Source organism: Kribbella aluminosa (assembly GCF_017876295.1).
In the GTDB taxonomy this organism is placed as follows: domain Bacteria; phylum Actinomycetota; class Actinomycetes; order Propionibacteriales; family Kribbellaceae; genus Kribbella; species Kribbella aluminosa.
Genome location: NZ_JAGINT010000001.1, coordinates 1068197 through 1085363, shown reverse-complemented (window position 1 = coordinate 1085363; position 17167 = coordinate 1068197). Strand labels below are relative to the sequence as shown.

At 69.8% G+C, this 17167-nt stretch carries 13 protein-coding genes; 3 read left to right on the top strand and 10 right to left on the bottom strand.

The genetic code is table 11. From position 1 onward, the window contains the following. Positions 1–24 precede the first annotated feature (24 nt). Positions 25–558 (bottom strand): TetR/AcrR family transcriptional regulator, encoded by a 534-nt coding sequence (locus tag JOF29_RS45165; RefSeq protein WP_209693119.1) that lies wholly within the window; start codon positions 556–558, stop codon positions 25–27. Further along, positions 555–1952 (bottom strand): MFS transporter, encoded by a 1398-nt coding sequence (locus JOF29_RS05360; RefSeq protein WP_209693118.1) that lies wholly within the window; start codon positions 1950–1952, stop codon positions 555–557. The genes JOF29_RS45165 and JOF29_RS05360 overlap by 4 nt, the downstream gene beginning before the upstream one ends. A gap of 134 nt (positions 1953–2086) precedes the next feature. On the opposite strand from JOF29_RS05360, the gene JOF29_RS05355 reads away from it, so the two are divergent. Then, complete coding sequence (locus JOF29_RS05355) at positions 2087–3196, top strand: NAD-dependent epimerase/dehydratase family protein (RefSeq protein WP_209693117.1); 1110 nt, start codon at positions 2087–2089, stop codon at positions 3194–3196. Positions 3197–3387: 191 nt separating this feature from the next. Here JOF29_RS05355 and JOF29_RS05350 read toward each other — a convergent pair whose 3' ends face one another. Both JOF29_RS05350 and JOF29_RS05345 read right to left on the bottom strand, forming a co-directional pair. Then, positions 3388–4977, bottom strand: a complete 1590-nt coding sequence (locus JOF29_RS05350) for a S1C family serine protease (protein WP_209693116.1) — start codon at positions 4975–4977, stop codon at positions 3388–3390. Between the two features lie 112 nt (positions 4978–5089). Next, positions 5090–6229 carry an epoxide hydrolase family protein gene (locus tag JOF29_RS05345; RefSeq protein ID WP_209693115.1) on the bottom strand — a complete coding sequence of 380 codons (1140 nt, stop codon included), beginning with the start codon at positions 6227–6229 and terminating at the stop codon, positions 5090–5092. A 61-nt stretch (positions 6230–6290) separates the two neighbouring features. On the opposite strand from JOF29_RS05345, the gene JOF29_RS05340 reads away from it, so the two are divergent. Beyond that, positions 6291–7235: a helix-turn-helix transcriptional regulator gene (locus JOF29_RS05340; protein ID WP_209693114.1), complete on the top strand. Its 945-nt coding sequence runs from the start codon at positions 6291–6293 to the stop codon at positions 7233–7235. Between the two features lie 16 nt (positions 7236–7251). Beyond that, complete coding sequence (locus JOF29_RS05335; protein ID WP_209693113.1) at positions 7252–8067, top strand: alpha/beta fold hydrolase; 816 nt, start codon at positions 7252–7254, stop codon at positions 8065–8067. A 5-nt stretch (positions 8068–8072) separates the two neighbouring features. Here JOF29_RS05335 and JOF29_RS05330 read toward each other — a convergent pair whose 3' ends face one another. From JOF29_RS05330 to JOF29_RS05305, 6 genes are all read right to left on the bottom strand, one after another. After that, positions 8073–9701: a phospholipase C gene (locus tag JOF29_RS05330; protein ID WP_209693112.1), complete on the bottom strand. Its 1629-nt coding sequence runs from the start codon at positions 9699–9701 to the stop codon at positions 8073–8075. Between the two features lie 23 nt (positions 9702–9724). Next, a complete protein-coding gene (gene efeB / locus JOF29_RS05325) occupies positions 9725–10951 on the bottom strand; it encodes an iron uptake transporter deferrochelatase/peroxidase subunit (protein WP_209693111.1) in 1227 nt (408 codons plus the stop codon). Then, a complete protein-coding gene (locus tag JOF29_RS05320; RefSeq protein WP_209693110.1) occupies positions 10948–12009 on the bottom strand; it encodes an EfeM/EfeO family lipoprotein in 1062 nt (353 codons plus the stop codon). Before JOF29_RS05320 ends, efeB begins: the two co-directional genes overlap by 4 nt. A 174-nt stretch (positions 12010–12183) precedes the next feature. After that, on the bottom strand, positions 12184–13092 hold the full coding sequence (locus JOF29_RS05315) for a ribonuclease Z (protein ID WP_209693109.1): 909 nt from the start codon (positions 13090–13092) through the stop codon (positions 12184–12186). Then, the gene (locus JOF29_RS05310; RefSeq protein ID WP_209693108.1) at positions 13085–14062 is read right to left on the bottom strand and encodes a pyridoxal-phosphate dependent enzyme; all 978 of its coding nucleotides are present in this window, start codon (positions 14060–14062) and stop codon (positions 13085–13087) included. The genes JOF29_RS05315 and JOF29_RS05310 overlap by 8 nt, the downstream gene beginning before the upstream one ends. 60 nt (positions 14063–14122) lie before the next feature. Beyond that, positions 14123–17131: a glycine--tRNA ligase gene (locus JOF29_RS05305; RefSeq protein ID WP_245357454.1), complete on the bottom strand. Its 3009-nt coding sequence runs from the start codon at positions 17129–17131 to the stop codon at positions 14123–14125. Positions 17132–17167 lie beyond the last annotated feature (36 nt).

Sequence of the window (17167 nt, the reverse complement as noted above, 5' to 3'; positions counted from 1 at the left end):
CCACATTGTAGGACGACTGTTCAATCAGTGGATGAGCGCCTGGATGGCCGGAGCGTACAACGCGACTACCGTTTCCGGGTCGGCTCCGGCGATCGGCCCGGTCCTGTCGATCGCGATCGCGGCGCCGAGACCGAGCAGCTGTCCGGTGATCAGAGCGGCCCGCAATGCGGCGTCCGGCCCGGTCAGCCGGGCCGCGAAGGCACGGGTGACCTGGTCGCGGAAGTGCTCGCGGATCTGCGCCCGCTCGTCGCCCTTGCCGGCCGCGAACACCACCCGGACCAGCAGGTCCGCGTCGTTGTCCCGGCGGTACTCGACCAGGGTCCGGACGGCGTGCGCACCGAGCCGCTCGTTCGGGGCGGCGAGCAGCAGTTGGGCCGCCTCACTGAAGTCGGCGACCTTCTCGAAGAGCGCTTCCTTGCTGCCGTAGTGCTTGACGATCAGGGCGGCGCTGACCCCCGCGTCGGCGGCGACCCCGCGCAGCGTGACCGCGTCGTACGACTCCCGCGCGAAGGCCCTCCGGGCGGCCCGGAGGATCGCGGTCCGGCCCGGATCGGTCACGGCGTCGTCACCTCGTACGCCGGCGCGGGGCGACGTACCGGGATCAGCAGCACCAGCCCGGCGGCGACCGCGGCCGCGATCCCGGCGATCACGAACACGATCAGGTACGCCGACAGCGCGGGCGCGAGCTTTCCCGCCTGGGAGATCGTGACTCCTGCCAGCACGGTCGCTACGATCGTGCTGCAGATCGCCTGCCCGATCGTGCGCATCAGCGTGTTCAGGCCGTTCGCCGCGGCGGTTTCGGTCACCGGCACAGCATGCATGATCAGCGCCGGAAGTGCCGAGTACGCCACGGCCGTCCCCGCGCTGACCACGGTCGCGCCGACCACGATCCCCGCGACACTGCCGCTGGTGAACAGCCGCACCAGGTACCCCGCCGCCATGATCACGGACGCGATCCCGAGAGTGAACCGAGGCCCCTTCACCGTCGAGATCCGAGCGGAAACGGGCGACAACAACACCATCGCAACACCGCCGGGCAGCAGGCACAGCCCACTGACCACGATGGATTCGCCCAACCCGTAGCCGGTCCACGTCGGCTCCTGCACCAACTGCGCGGTCGACAGCGAGTTGGCATAGAACGCGAACCCGATCAGCAACGCACTGAGGTTCGTGAACAGCACGGCAGGGCGCACGGACACCCGCAGATCGACGAGCGGGCTGTTGGCGCGCAACTCGTGCCAGCTCCAGAGCGGCACCAGCAACACCGCAACGGAGTACAGACCGACGAGGGTCGACGTACTCCACGAACTGCTCTTCGACACCGCCAGCAACAGACATACCAGGAACACACTCAGCCCGAGCGCCCCGAGGACGTCGAAGCGCCCGCTGCTCCGGACGGCCGACTCCGGGACGATCAGGAGCACCAGGACGATGTCGAGCACGCCGAGACCGAGGTTGATCCAGAACATCGTGTGCCAGTTCGCGTACTCGACCACGAGCGTCGCGGCCGGGATGCCGAACGCGGCGCCGATACCGAGTGTCGAGCTCATGATCGCGATCGCCGGGATCACCCGGCGCGGCGGGAGTTCGTCGCGGAGGATGCTGATCCCCAGCGGTACGACGGCGACCGCGGCGCCCTGGAACGCGCGGCCGACGATCAGCACGGTCAGGTTCGAACTGGTCGCGCAGAGCAGCGAGCCGATGATCATCGAGGACAGCGCGATCAGCAGCACGCGCCGTTTGCCGTACATGTCGCCCGCCCGCCCGAGCAGCGGGGTGAAGACCGCGCCGGTCAGCAGCGTGACGGTGATCAGCCAGCTGACGTCGGACGCCGGGCTGTGGGTGATCGCGGGTAGTGCGGGGAGCAGTGGAACGACGATGGTCTGACTGACCGAGACCAGCACGCCACAGAACGCGAGCGCGGACAGGATCAGGCGGGGACGGGCAGGCACGCGGATCCTCACAGGGGTGAACGGCTGTTTACTCAGGCATCGTAAACGCTTGTTCACCGGACCGGAAATGGACCGAACAACCGCTCACCAATTGGACCAGGAGGCCGGGCCGCCGCTTACCTACGGTGGTGGCTATGAGGATCTTCGTCGCCGGCGCGTCCGGGGTGATCGGCCGCCGACTCGGCCCGCTACTCGTTGCCGAGGGCCACCAACTCACCACTCTCAGCCGCCGGGCCGCGGCCCCCGCGGACGCTGGCGCCGGCCCCGGGGACGCCGGACCCGACGACAGCGGACCCAGGGGCGCCAGACCCGGGGGCGCCAGACCCGGGGGCGCCAGACCCGGGGAGGCCGGACCCGTCGGGGGCTCGGCGGGCGGCAGCGTGACGCGCGTCGTCGGCGATGTGTACGACCGCGAACAGTTGCACAGACTGGTTGCGGTGGCGCGGCCGGAGGTGGTGATGCATCAGTTGACGGATCTGGGGGCGCGGGACTTCGCCGCGAACGACCGGATCCGCCGGGAGGGGACTCGCAACCTGGTGGATGCCGCGCTGGCGGCCGGCGTACGGCGGGTGATCTCGCAGAGCATCGCGTGGGCGTACGAGCCCGGCTCCGCACCGGCCGACGAGTCCACGCCGCTCGACCTGCACTCCGCGGACGAGGCTCGACGTACGACGGTCGAGGCGGTTGCCACGCTGGAGGCGATCACGGCGGAGGCACCCGAGTGGGTCGTGCTCCGGTACGGGATGCTCTATGGGCCTGGAACCTGGTACGCGAAAGGCGGGCTGATGGCGAACAGCCGGCTCCCCACGGGCCCGGACATCACCAGCTTCCTACACGTCGACGACGCCGCCGAAGCCGCCACAGCCGCCCTGACCTGGCCCTCAGGCCCGGTAAACATCGTCGACGACAATCCCGTCCCCGCCTCCACCTGGTCCCCCATCTTCACCAAGTCACTCAACACTCCCCCACCCCAGCCCACCCACCCCAGGCAGGCCATCGCCCCCACCAACACCCACCCCGGGCAGACGTTCGGCACCACCACCCACCCCCGGCAGACCCCCAGCACCACCAACACCCACACCCACCCCGGGCAGGCCTTCGGCACCACCACCCACCCCGGGCAAACCCTCGGGGCCAGCACCGCCTACGCCCGTGCTGGGTGGGCTCGTGGTGCGGGTAACGCCCGCGCTCGTGGGCTCGGGTGGTCGCCTGTCCACCCGAGCTTCCTCGCCTTCCTCGGGTGATCGCCGAGTCGTGGTGAATGGCTCGTGGTCCGGTTGCCGAGTCGTGGATTTTGGCGCGATTTGGGGCGATTCGACGACCGGAATCCACGATTCGGCGGGGACAAAGTGATCGGACCCGGCGCTCCGAGGGGGAGGGGGAGCGCGCGGGTCCGATCGGGGCGGTCCGCCGGGGAGCGAGGGGGGTGCTCCGGTTAGCGGACCGGGCCGTTGATCAGCTGGATGGTGGCCTTGTGGGGTTGGCCGGTTTGGTCGGTCCAGCCGACCTCTACCTTGTCGCCGGGGTGCTGCTGGTTGAGGAGGGTGGAGAGGGTGTCGGGCGACGTCACGGTGTGACCGGCGAACGAGGTGATCACGTCGCCGGCGGTGATGCCGGCCTCGTCCGCGTGGCCGTTCGCCAGTACGTCGCCGACGACCGCGCCGCTGGTACCGGTGCTGGTCACGACCGAGACACCGAGCATCGCCGAGTCGCCGATGTGCACCGACGTCGAGGATTTGCCGTTCTCGATCTGCTTGGCGATGTCGAGCGCCTGGTTGATCGGGATCGCGTACCCCTCGGTGGTCGTCCCCGACCCGCTGCCGGACCCGTTTCCGTTCCCGTTGCCGTTCCCGGACCCGTTGCCCGAGCCGTTCCCGGACCCGTTGCCCGAGCCGTTTCCGCTCCCCGAGCCGTACCCGTTCCCGTTCCCGGAGCCGTTTCCGGAGCCGTTGCCGTTTCCGAATGGGAAGCCGGTGCCGTCACCGTTCCCGTTGCCGTAGCCATTGCCGTACCCGTTCCCGCCGCCCCACGCCGCCAGCGTCGCGGTCGCGGCCTGCGCGGTGGACGCCGAGCTCTGCCCGGGACTCCCCTGTCCGCCGTTGCTGCCGCCGTTGCCGGCCACGTCGACGCCGACCACCTGGCCGCTCGCGTTCACCAGCGGGCCGCCGGAGTCGCCGGCCTGGATGTTCGCGTCGGTCTCGATCAGGTTCGTGAGGTTCTCCGGGTCCTGCCCGTTCGCGTCGGTCGCGGTGATCGCCTGGTTCAGCCCGGTCACCTTCCCGGCCGCGTAGCTCGGCGTACCGCCGGTGCCGCCCGCGTTCCCGACGCCGACCACCTGGTCGCCGAGCTTCACCTGGTCGGAGTTCCCGGTCTTCGCGGTCTGCAGCCCGGACGCGTCCTTCAGCTTCAGTACGGCGATGTCGTGCGCCTCGTCGTACCCGACGACACTCGCGGTGTACGTCTTCCCGTTGCCGATGTCGGTGACCGTGATCGACGTCGCGCCCTGGACCACGTGGTGGTTGGTGATCACCTCACCGTCGGACGTGAGCACGATCCCGGTGCCGGCCGCCCGCGCGTTCTGGTACCCGAGCACGGTGTTCACGTCGACCAGCCCCGGCGACACGCCGGCCGCGACGGACGAGGCGTCGAACGCCTTCTGCGACAGCTGCGTGTCGTTCGCGTCCGCCCGGTGGTCGATGCCCCAGGCAACCGAGCCGGCCACGAGTACCGCGGCCAGCCCGAGTGCCCCCGCACCGAGCAGCCGGCGCCGGTGCTTCTTCGGCGGCTGCTGCTGCGGACCGAACGGGTACTGCGGCCCGTTCGGCCACGGCGGCCCGTACGGCCCCGCTTGGTGCTGCTGAGCCTGCTGGTACTGCTGCGACTGCTGGTACTGCGGGCCTTGCACGCCCTGCTGGTACTGCGGCGCCGGCTGCGGCTCCTGCGGATACTGCTGGTTGCCGTGGCCCTGCCCGCCGTACGGCCCCTGCCCACCGTTGTACGGTCCCGGTCCAGCGCTCTCGTTCATTGCTGTCGCCCTCCTCGGCCCAATTCCCTCTGTTACGAGTAGACCGCGCCAGACTGAGAACTCCATCGGCCCAACCAATGAATCAGCTGAGAATCCGCTGCAAGGCCCGGGTTCACCGCAGGTCGCGGAAGAACTCCCGTACGTCGGCAACCAGCACGTCCGGCACCTCGAGCGCTGCGAAGTGGCCGCCGTGGTCGAGGTCCGTCCAGCGGGTGATGTTGTTCGAGGCCTCGCAGTACCGGCGGATCGCCACGTCGTGCGCGGTCGCGAGCACAGCAGTCGGTACGCCGGAGCTCGGCCGCGGCGCCCACGAGCGCGGCTGCGCATACCCGACGTACGCCGCGGTCCCGCCGGTCCCGGTCAGCCAGTACATCATCACGTTGGTCAGCAGCCGGTCCTTGCTGATGATTGCCTCCGGCAAGGAGTCCGCCGGCCACGTCCAGGCCTTGAACTTGTCCATGATCCAGGCCAGTTGCGCCACCGGCGAGTCCACCAGCCCGTACGCGAGCGTCTGCGGCCGGGTCGACTGGATCGAGATGTAGCCGAACTCGTCGTTCATGAACTGCGCGATCCGCGCCATCTTGTCCTGCTCCAGCGGGGTCAGCGTCTGCAGCTCCTCGTCGGAGATCTGCAACGGCGGCAGGTTCGTCCCGCCGTTCGTGTGCACGCCGACGACCCGCGAAGGATCGACCCGCCCCACCTCGGGCGACACCGACCCGCCGAGGTCACCACCCTGTACGCCGTACCGCTCGTACCCGAGCTCGCTCATCAGCGAAGCCCAGGCCCGCCCGATCCGCAGAGAAGTCCAGTTGTCGTCCGAAGTCGGCCCGGAGAACCCGAACCCGGGCAGCGCCGGGATCACCACGTCGAACGCGTCCGCGGCCTGCCCACCGAAAGCGACCGGGTCGGTCAGCGGGCCGATCAGGTCCAGGAACTCGACGATCGACCCCGGCCAGCCGTGCGTGAGCAGCAGCGGCAGCGCGTCCGGCTCCGCCGAGCGGACGTGGATGAAGTGGATCCGCTGCCCGTCGATCTCGGTGGTGAACTGCGGGTACGCGTTCAGCTCCTTCTCCGCCGCGCGCCAGTCGTACGAGGTGCGCCAGTACTCGGCGAGCGACGAGAGCCAGGACACCGGGACGCCGGTGGTCCAGTCGTCGCCCGGCAGCGCGGCGGGGAAGCGGGTGCTCGCCAGCTTGGCGGCGAGGTCGTCGAGCGTGCTCTGCGGGATGTCGATGCTGAATTCCTTGATCATGGCTCCAGTTTCACACCTGATTAGGACAGCTTCGGTCCTAGCTACCTGCCAGACTGAAGAAATGATCGAAACGTCCGCACGACTGCTCAGGCTGCTGAGCCTCCTGCAGCAACCCAAGGAGTGGAGCGGCACCGCCCTGGCCGGTGAGCTGGGGGTCGGCGTCCGGACGGTACGGCGGGACGTCGACAAGCTGCGCAACCTCGGCTACCCGGTGGACGCCGTACCGGGGGTGGCCGGCTACCGCCTGGGCGCCGGTGCCGCGCTCCCGCCGCTGCTGCTCGACGACGAGGAAGCAGTCGCCGTCGCGGTCGGCCTGCGCGCTGCGGCCAACGGGACCGTCGCGGGCACCGAGGAGGCGTCGGTACGCGCACTCACCAAGCTCGAACAGGTCCTGCCGTCCCGGCTGCGGTACCGCATCGAGCTGCTCCAGCAGGTCACCGTCACGCCCGCGGGCGGCCCGTCCGTCCAACCCGACGTACTGCTGGCCGTCGCCGCCGCCTGCCGCGACCATCACCGGCTGCGCTTCGACTACCGCAACCACGACGGTACGGCGACCACGCGGACGACCGAGCCGCACCGGCTCGTGCACACCGGGCGGCGGTGGTACCTGGTCGCGTGGGACCTCGACCGCGACGACTGGCGCACGTTCCGCGTCGACCGGCTGGAGCCGCGGATCCCGACCGGCCCGCGGTTCACGCCGCGCGAGGTACCCGAGCTGGCGTCCACGAACCGCGGCGTCGCGTACGGCGGCTACCGCTACCGCGCGCGGATCCTGGTGCACGCCTCCGCCGCGGAGGTCGCCGACCGCTACGGGCCCAACGTCGCGTCGGTGACCCCGATCGACGACTCGACGACGCTCGTGGAGACCGGTGCGAACTCGCTCGACCAGATCGCGCTGTACCTCGGCATCCTCGGTCTGCCCTTCGAGGTCCAGGACCCGCCGGAGCTGATCGACGCGATCCGCGCGCTGACGACGCGCCTGGCAGCCGCGATTCCGTCCCGCTGACCGTTACCGTTCAGGCATGCAGGATCGGTACGTCGAGACCGTGCTGGGCCGGATCCGTCTGCGCGTCGACGGGTCGGGGCAGGTGATGCTGTTCTGGCCGAGCCTGCTCATGGACGGCACGCTCTGGTCGGCCCAGGCCGCGCATTTCGCGGCCCGCTTCCAGGTGGTCCTGGTCGACCCGCCCGGGCACGGCGGCAGCGAGCTGCTCACGCAGCCGTTCAACTTCGCGCAGTGCGCCGACGTCGTAGTGTCGATTGCCGACAATCTGAAGGTCGACAAACTACATCTGGTCGGCAACAGCTGGGGCGGGATGATCGGCGGCACGTTCGCCGCCCTGCACCCGGACCGGACCGGCATCGCCGTCCTGATGAACGCCACCGCCTCGCCGGCGAAAAGACGGCAGCGCTTCGAGTACGGCGTACTCACCAGGACCGCGCAGCTACTGGGCGGCATCCGCGGACCGCTGAAAGGCCCGGTCCGGGACGCGTTCCTCGGCCCGACGGCGAAACGCGACAAACCCGAGGTCGTTGCCAAGGTCAACGAACTGACCGGCAAGGTGAACGTCCGCTCCGGAATGCACGCGGTCACCAGCGTGGTCCCGAACCGCCCCGACCAGCGCGCGCTCTTCGGCCGGATCCGGACGCCGGTTCTGGTCGTCGCGGGTGCCGAGGACAAGACGTTCCCGGTCGCCGAGACCGAGGAGATGGCGGATTCCATCCCCGGCGCACGTTTCGTCGTACTCGAGCAGTCCGCCCACCTGGCGGCGCTGGAGTCCCCGGAACAGGTGAATGCCCTGATCGACGACTTCCTCGCCGACCAGGGCATTCGGTAGGACGATCAGCTGACGACGGCCCCGGTCTTCGGGTCGAGGATCAGCTGTTTGGTGTTCGGGCGCGACCACCAGTTGAACATGCTGTTCAGGCTGCCGGCCCGCTGGTCGAACGAGTGGTCGCCGATCCGGCCGGTCCGCCAGTTGTCCTCGATGAACTTCAGGATCGAGGACTGGTCGGTCAGCGAGTGGTCGACGTGGTTGGTCTTCGCGTACGGCGAGACCACCAGCAGCGGCAGCCGCGGACCGTAGCCGCAGCGGTCGGCGTACCCGCCGGCGACGTGCTTCTTGCCGCACAGCGCCGCCTGGTCGAGCGCCGCGTCGTTCGAGCCGTTGACGCTCGGCGGCGTGACGTGGTCGTACCAGCCGTCGGAGTCGTCGTAGGCCAGGACGATCGCGGTGGACTTCCACTCCGGCGACTTCTGCAGCGCGTTGATCTCCTTGACGACGAACGCCTGCTCGTCCAGCGGGTCGGAGTACCCGGCGTGGCCGTCCTGGTACTCGCCGGCCTTCAGGAAGCTGACCGCCGGCAGGTTGTTCGCCGCCAGCGCCGCGTCGAAGTCCGACGTGTCGTACTGGTGGTTGGCCTGGTCGGTGTGACCGATCGCGGCCACCGACGACGGCGCCAGGTGCTTCGGGTTCGACGTCGACTTGTAGTACTGGAACGGCGAGTGGTGCGGGCTGTAGTCGTTCGCCGTGTTGCCGCCGATGTTGGCGTGCGACGCGCCGCAGACGGCCTTGCCGTTCGCCGCACCGGTCGGCTTGAAGCCGCCCTGGAACCAGCCCCAGGTGACGTTCTGCTTGTTCAGCAGGTCACCGACGTTCTGCCCGTGCATCACGGCCAGGTTGTTCGAGGCCTTGCCGTTGTTGTTCGAGCAGTCGTCGTAGTACGGGTCGGGGTCGTTGGTGATCGTCCCGATGCCGTTCTTGTCCGGCGACTGTACGGCGTACGCGTCGGTGGTCGGCTGACCCGTCTTCGGGTCGTACGCCTGGCCGCCGTGGGTCTGGCCGGAGATCAGGTTCAGCGCGCCCGGGGTGGACGGGCCGTACACGGTGTTGAACGAGTTGTCGCTCATCGAGTAGTGCTGCGCGTAGTTCCACATCGCGGTGACGGTGTTGCCGTCGTAGTAGTCCATCACCAGGCCCGGCTCGCCGAACAGGACGGGCTGACCGGTGCACTTGGACGTCTCGGTGAACTCGACGAACTTGTCGGCCTTGCCGCCGTTGACGGCCTTCTGCTCCGCGGAGTAGCCGTGGTTCTGGTCGCAGGTCAGCGCCTGCGACGACGCGAGCCGCTTCGGGTTGTACGCGTTCGGGTTGTTCGTCAGCAGCTTGTTGGTCAGGCCATCGACCTTGGGCGTGTGCCGGGCGGCCGTGAACGGCGTACCGTCGGTGTTGGCCGCCTTCGGGTAGGTGCCGAAGTAGTGGTCGAACGAGATGTTCTCGCCGAAGATCACCACCACGTGCTTGATCGGCGTGGTCGTCCCCGCCGGGTGGTACGACGCGGCGTCCGCCGCCGTGAACGCCGCGCCTGCGTTGGTCACCTGCTGGGTGCCGCCGGGCGCGCCACAGGCGGCCAGCAACAAGCCCGTCGCGGCCGCAACGGCCGTGGCGGCGACAGGGAGTCTTGCGCGCATGCCTTCTCCTCCTGATGAATACCTCATGCGAGCAACGACCGCCCGAAGTGGTCGTTGCCGTCCCGTACACCGGGAAGCGTGAAGAAATAGCCGCCACCGACCGGCCGGATGTAGTCGACGAGCGGCTCGTCGGTCAGCCGGGTCTGGACAGCCTCGAACTGCCGGGCGATGTCCTGCTGATAAGCGCAGAACAGCAGCCCCAGGTCCAGGTCACCGACGGCGTCGGTGCCCTTGTCGTAGTTGTAGCCCCGCCGCAGGAACTGGCTGGCCGCCGTCGCCGGGGTCCGCGGGTTCGCCTTGCGGATGTGGCTGGTCAGCGGGATCGCCCCGCCGGTCGGGTCAGCCGCGTAGTTCGGTACGTCGGTCTCGCTGTTGCCGTCCAGCGGCGCACCGGTGTCCCGGCGGCGGCCGAACATGTTCTCCTGCTCGCCGAGCGACACCCGGTCCCAGAACTCGACGAGCATCCGGATCTGGCGCAGTACCTGGTAGCTGCCGCCCTCGGTCCAGGCCGGTTCGCCGTTCCCCTGACCGACCCACACGAGCTTGTCCTGGTCGCCGGCCGCCGGCTTGACGATGCCGTCCTTGAAGCCCATCAGGTTGCGCGGCGCACCGGCCGGCCGCGGCGGGCTCTGGAACCCGTCGACCCGCCAGCGCAGTTGCATCGCACCGCGGGTGTGCCGGGCGATGTCGCGCAGCGCGTGCAGCACGATGTCGGTGTCGGACGCGCACAGTTGCAGGCTCAGATCCCCGTGACACAAGGCCTCGTCGAGGCTGTCGTTCGGGAACTCCTTCATCGCCGTGAGCTTCGCCGGCTTCAGGTTCTTGAGGCCGTACCGCGCGTCGAACAGTGAGGCGCCCACGCCGACGGTGACCGTCAGGTCGTCGCCCGGCATGTCCGGCCCGAGTACGCCTGAGTCGGCCGGCGGAGCGGTGATACCCAGCGGCGGCAGCGAACCGCCCGTGGTGAGCAGCCGCGCCCGCTCGGTCAGCGTCTTGAACAGGTCGGTCAGCTCGCCCTTGTCCGCGGCGATCACGTCGAACGACGCGAAGACCGCCCTCTTCTGCTGCGGCGTCACGATGCCCGCCTGATGTACGCCGTGAAACGGCACGGCCGTCGGCGTCGCCGCGTCGGCGTTCGCGGCAACCCCGGTCAGCCCGTCGGCCGCCACCGCACCGGCACCCGCTACCGCCGCAGCGCCCGCGCCGGCAAGTGCACCCCGGAGGAACGACCGGCGGCCGACGTCACTCATGAAACCCTCCGGACGTCGCAGATTGCGGCTACCGGGGCCAGCTTCTCCAGGAGTTCGCCGACCGCGCCGTTGAGCTGTTGCCGTGTCGTGTGGTCCAGCTTGTCGACGGGCGTGTTCTGGTGCGCGGTCAGGAGCACGCGCACGCGGGTCTCCCACTTCTGCACCTGCGGCAGGTCGGCGTACCGGGGTTTGAGGACCGGGTCGAGGACGGCCAGCACGGTCGCCGTACCGTTCAGGTTGGCCAGCGCGGTGTTCAGCGACGTACCGCTGCCCTGGTCGTTCTCGCCGGTGAGCTCGAACTGGAGCGCGTTCTCCATGATCTCGTGGGCGCGCAGGCCGAGGTCGTTCGGATCGACCTGCTCGTTCGGCAGGTCCTTCTGTACGCCGTGCACGTCGACGGCCAGCTGGTCCGCGATCGGTTTCAGGGCCGCGGCGGATGCGTTGTGCCACAGGCCTTTCTCCAGCGGGTGGAACCCGGCGCCGGAGCCGTCGATCTTGCCGGCGAAGTCCCCGAACGCGCCGTACGCCGCCCCGAGCGAGTTGTACGCCAGGTGCGCGGCCAGCCAGTCGGTACGGGCCGCGTCCAGGTGGCCGGCGTCCACGTCGGCGCGCAGCTTGTCCGTCTTCGTCACCAGGTCCGCGACACCGCGCGCGACGCCGGCCTCGTACTTCTTCACCAGCGGGAGCATGTCGTTCTTGGTCACCGGCACCACGCCCGGTCCGCCCTGCCCGTCGCCGGTGACCGTGACGGCCGGGCCGGTGATCGGGTCGGTGTCCTCGATCAGGCAGCGGATCGCGTACTTCCCGGCACCGAGCTGCACGTCCAGCTGCGCGCTCGTGTTCGGCCCGAGCCCCTCGACCTCGCCGTACACCTTGCCGCTGCCGACCTCGACGAGGTCCACCTCCGCCGGCGCGTCCCCGGTGTTGCGCACCGTGACCTTCTGCCGCCCGGTCCGCGCATCCGACCAGCCCTGCCCGCACTGGCTCCGCGACACGCTGATCCCACTCGGCCCACCGGTCGCATCGGCCGCCCCTTCCCAGGGCCGCCATACCGTCACGCCTGCCGCCGCTCCCAGAACAACCAGCGCCACAGCCGCCGGAACTGGACGGGGAGTGCGCACGAGAGGTTGCTCCTGGGGGATCGGCGTTGCATTCGCGGGCAATGCTAATGCTGACCGATGATGCCGCCGCAAGGGTTCAGGCTTGTTCGCCCACCCGTTACTAACTGTTCGCTAGCGACGGGTTGGAACTGAGATTCTGCTGAGATCCGACGCCACCACGACCTCGCCGGAGAACTCCTTCGCCGCCTCCTCGTGGAACCGCTCGGGCTCCAGGTACCGCTGGGAGAAGTGCGTCAGGACCAGCTTCCGTACGCCGGACTCGGCCGCGACCCGCGCCGCCTGCCGCGCGGTCAGATGCCCGAACCGGCGCGCCAGCTCCGCTTCCGCCGACAGGTACGTCGACTCGATCACCAGCAGGTCGGCGTCCGCGGCCAGCCGCAGCACGTTCTCGCACAACCGCGTGTCCATCACGAACGCGAACCGCTGCCCGCGCCGTACCTCGCTGACGTCCTCCACTCGCACGATCCGGCCGTCCACCTCGATCGAACCGGCCCGTTGGAGCCGCCCGACGGCAGGTCCCGTCACGCCGTACTCCGCGAGCTTGGACGGCAGCATCCGCCGCCCGTCCGGCTCGACCAGCTGGTACCCGAACGACTCGATCGAATGCTCCAGCCGCCGCGCCCACAACTGCCCGAACGACCCCACCGACAGCAGCCCGTCCTCCTCCACCGGCTCCTCGACCAGCTCGGCCCGCTCGAAGAACGACGCGGCGTTCCGCAACCGGTCGAAGTACGCCTGCCCCGACGCCGGATAGTGCGCCCGGACCGGATGCGGCACCCCGTCCAGCGACAACCGCTGCACCACTCCTGGCACCCCGAGGCAGTGATCCCCGTGGAAATGCGTCACACACAACCGCGTGATCGCCCCGGCCGAGAGCCCGGCAAAGATCATCTGCCGCTGCGTGCCCTCCCCCGGATCGAACAGGAACCCCTCGTCGTCCCACCGCAGAAAGTACCCGTTCTGCGTCCGCTCCCGCGACGGCACCTGACTGCCGGTGCCGAGGACGACGAGCTCACGCAAGTGCGCGCACCAAGGTCGAGGACGACATGTTGCCGCCGCAGGACACCACCGCCACCCGCTTCCCGGCGAGTTCGGTACGCCGTTCGCGCGCGGCCGCGAACGCGAGCGCCGCCGCGCCCTCGATCAACTGGTGCTCGGTGTCGATCACCAGCCGCAACGCGTCCCGGATCGCGTCCTCGGGCACGAGCACCCAGTCGTCGACCAGGTCCCGGCACAGCTCGAACGTGATGCTCCCGGGCTCGACGCTGCCCGCCGTACCGTCCGACAAGGTCTGTCCGGCGTCGATCTGCACGATCTCGCCGGCCCGCACGGACGCCGCCATCGCATCGTCGACGGCCGGTTGCGCGCCGTACACGGTGATCCCGGGCAGGTGTTTCCGCAGTACGGCGGCGACACCGCTGACCAGTCCCCCGCCACCGACCGCGACCACGACCGCGTCGAGCGGTGCACCGGCGAGCTGCTCGACGATCTCGACACCGACGGTGCCCTGCCCGGCGATGATCTCCGGGTCGTTGTACGGCGGGACGTAGGTCAGCCCGTGCTCGGCGGCGTACGCGCGGGCCTTCAGCTCCAGTACGCCGGTGTCGTTGCCCTCGGCCCGCAGTTCGAGACCTAGCCGGCGGAGCGCGGCGACCTTCCCCGGCGCGGCGTTCTCCGGCAGATACACGATGCCGTGGCCGCCGAGCGTCGCCAGCGCGTTGCCGACACCGAGCCCGTGGTTGCCGGTGGACGCGGTGACCACACCTGCCGCGCGCTGCTCGTCGGAGAGCGTCAGGATTTTCGCCATCGCGCCGCGGGCCTTGAACGAACCCGTGCGCTGCTGGTGCTCGCACTTGACGAGCACGTCGGCGCCGAGCTCCTCGCTGAACGCGTCGTACCGCACGAACGCCGTCGGCGGCAGGTGCTCGAGCAGGCGGGGCGCTACCCGCTCCGCCTGCTCCGCGATCTCCTCCGGCCGCACGGTGCTCACGCGACGCTCCTGCGGACCCACGCGGCGCTCCTGCGCGCCGGGTGGGCGCTCATCGGGCGCTCACTCCGCCGGGCTCAGGCTGGTGCCGAGGGCTTGCCAGTCGAGGACCGGGGCGGCGAGTTTGCTGATCGTCGCCAGCAGGCCGAGGCGGGCGGCGCGGAGGTCCGGCTCCTTCGCCATCACGAGGATGTCGTCGAAGAAGGCGTTCACCGGGTCGACCAGGACGGACGTGGCTGCGACGAAGTCGGACAGGGCGCTCGGCGCCTGGCCGATCTTCTGGACGGCCTCGTGCAGGGCGACCTCGGCCGGCTCGGTGAGCTTGGTCGAGTCGTACTCCGCCGCGGTACCTTCGGGGACGATCCGCCGGACCCGCTGAAGGACCGCGACCAGGTCGGCGAAGTCGCTGTTGCCGACCAGGTCCTGCAGGGACTTCAGGGTCTCGTCCGCGGCCGCCGGAGCAGTTGCCAGCGGCAACACCGCAGCCACCTGCAGGTGGTCGTCGCCGCGGTCGAGCAGCTGCTGCTCGTACCGCCGTACGGTGAACTCGGCGACCTCGTCCAGGGACTCCGCCGGTACGTCGATGCCCTGGGCACCGATCTCGTCCGCGGCCGCCTGCAGCCCGATCGGAAGCGTGATCGCCCGCAGCTCCGGGTGCTCGCGCAGGATCGCGACCACCCCCGCGGCCGCACGCCGCAGCGCGAACGGGTCCGAGCTGCCGGTCGGCTTCGCGCCGACGCCGAACAGCCCGGCGAGCAGGTCGAAGCGGTCCGCCAGCGCGAGCAGCGCACCAGGAGTCGTCGACGGGACCGGGTCACCGGCCGACCGCGGCAGCTCCATGTCGAACAGCGCCTGCGCGACCGCCTCGGTCTCGCCCGCACGCTTGGCGTACTCGCGGGCCATCGTGCCGGCCAGACTGGTCAGCTCGACGACCATCTGCGAACCGAGGTCGAACTTCGCCAGCTCGGCCGCCCGCTTCAGCGTGGTGAGGTCGTCACCGTCGACGTCGACCGTTTCGGCGAGCTTGACAGCGATCCGCCCGATCCGGCCCGCCCGGTCGGCCATCGAACCGAGCCGCTCCTCGAAGGCCAGCTTCTCCAGCTCGGCCTTCATCGACTCCAGCGGCGTGTCGAGGTCGGCCCGCCAGAAGAACGCGGCGTCCTCGTAGCGGGCCCGCAGTACCGCCTCGTTCCCGGCCCGCACCAGGTCCTCGTCCACCGAACCGTTGGCCACGGCAACGAAATGCGGAAGCAGCTTGCCGTCATGGTCGCGGACCGGCAGGTAGCGCTGGTGCTTGCGCATCACGGTGGTCAGGATCTCGCTCGGCAGGTCCAGGTACTCCGGCGCGAACCCGCCGAGGATCGGGGCCGGTTCCTCGATCAGGTTGACGATCTGGTCGACCAGCGCGGCCTCACCCTCGACGTCCACCGTGCCCTGCACCTTCGCGGACAGGTCGGCGGCCGCCTCGACGACGGTCGCCCGGCGCCGGGCCGGGTCGGCCTCGATGCCGTGGATCCGGAGCAGGTCCAGGTACCCCTCGGCGGACGCGATCTCGACCTTCGGCTGCGCGGCGGTCCGATGCACCCGCGTCGTCCGGCCGGCGGCCAGGCTCGACACGGAGACCGGGACGACCTCGTCGCCGAGCAACGCGACCAGCCAGCGGATCGGGCGGGTGAACGACAGCTTGGCGTCGTTCCAGCGCATGTTCTTGTCGGAGCGCAGGCCGGCGACGATTTCGCTCAGTACGCCGCTCAGCACCTCGGCCGCACCACGACCCGGGTCCGGCTTCGTGACCGCGACGTACTCGACACCGTCGACGTCCAGGTCGTGCAGCTCGCTCTCGTCGACCTTCTGGCCGCGGGCGAACCCGGCGGCGGCCTTCGTCAGGTTGCCGTCGGCGTCGTACGCGGCCGACTTCCGCGGACCCCGCACCACCCGCTCCGCGTCCGGCTCACCGGCGTGCACCGACGCGACGAACGCGACGACCCGGCGCGGGGTCGCGTACGTCGTGATCCTGCCGTGCTCGAGCCGCGTCGCGGCCAGCTTCTCCTCCAGCGCGGCCTGCACCGCCGCGGCGGTCTTGGTGACCTCGGACGGCGGCATCTCCTCGGTGCCGATCTCGAAGGTCAGCTGCCGGGTACCGCTGATCCTGGGGAACTCCGTCGGTTCGGCCGCCGCGGCCGGAAGTTCGGCGAGTCCGAGCGGGTACTCCAGCTCCTCGCGCCGCTCCGCCCACAGCCGCGACACCTCGCGCGCCAGCGTCCGCATCCGGCCGAACGCCTTCGCACGTTCCGTCGTACTGACGGCACCGCGGGCGTCGAGGACGTTGAACGTGTGCGAACACCGCAGTACCTGGATGTGCGCGGGCACCGGGAGCCGGTCGTCGATCATCCGGCGGGCCTCGTTCGCGTACTCCTCGAACAGCCTCTTCTGCGACTCCACGTCCGCGTCGTCGAGGTAGTACCGGCTCATCTCGTACTCCGCCTGGCCGAACGCCTCGCCGTACGAGATGCCGGGCGCGTAGGCGATGTCCTTGAAGTGCGAGACGCCCTGCAGCGCCATCATGATCCGCTCGATGCCGTAGGTGATCTCCACCGACACCGGGTCAAGCGTCATCCCGCCGGCCTGCTGGAAGTACGTGAACTGGGTGATCTCCAGGCCGTCCAGCCAGACCTCCCAGCCGAGCCCCCAGGAGCCGGTCGCCGGGTTCGCCCAGTTGTCCTCGACGAACCGGACGTCGTGCGCGTCGATGTCGATCCCGAGCGCCTCGAGGCTGTCCAGGAACAGCTCCTGCGGGTTGCCCGGGTCCGGCTTCAGCACCACCTGGAACTGGGTGTGGGTCTGCAGGCGGTTCGGGTTCTCGCCGTACCGGCTGTCGTCCGGCCGGACACTCGGCTCGACGTACGCCACCCGCCACGGCTCGGGACCGAGCACCCGCAGGATGGTCGCCGGGTTCAGCGTTCCGGCACCGACCTCGGTGTTGAACGGCTGAACGACCATGCAGCCCCGGTCGGTCCAGTACTTCGTCAGCGCGAGCAGCGCGTCCTGCATGGTGAGCACAGCAAACCTCATGCCATCGTGTGGGGGTTTCCGGTCACGAAGTCTATT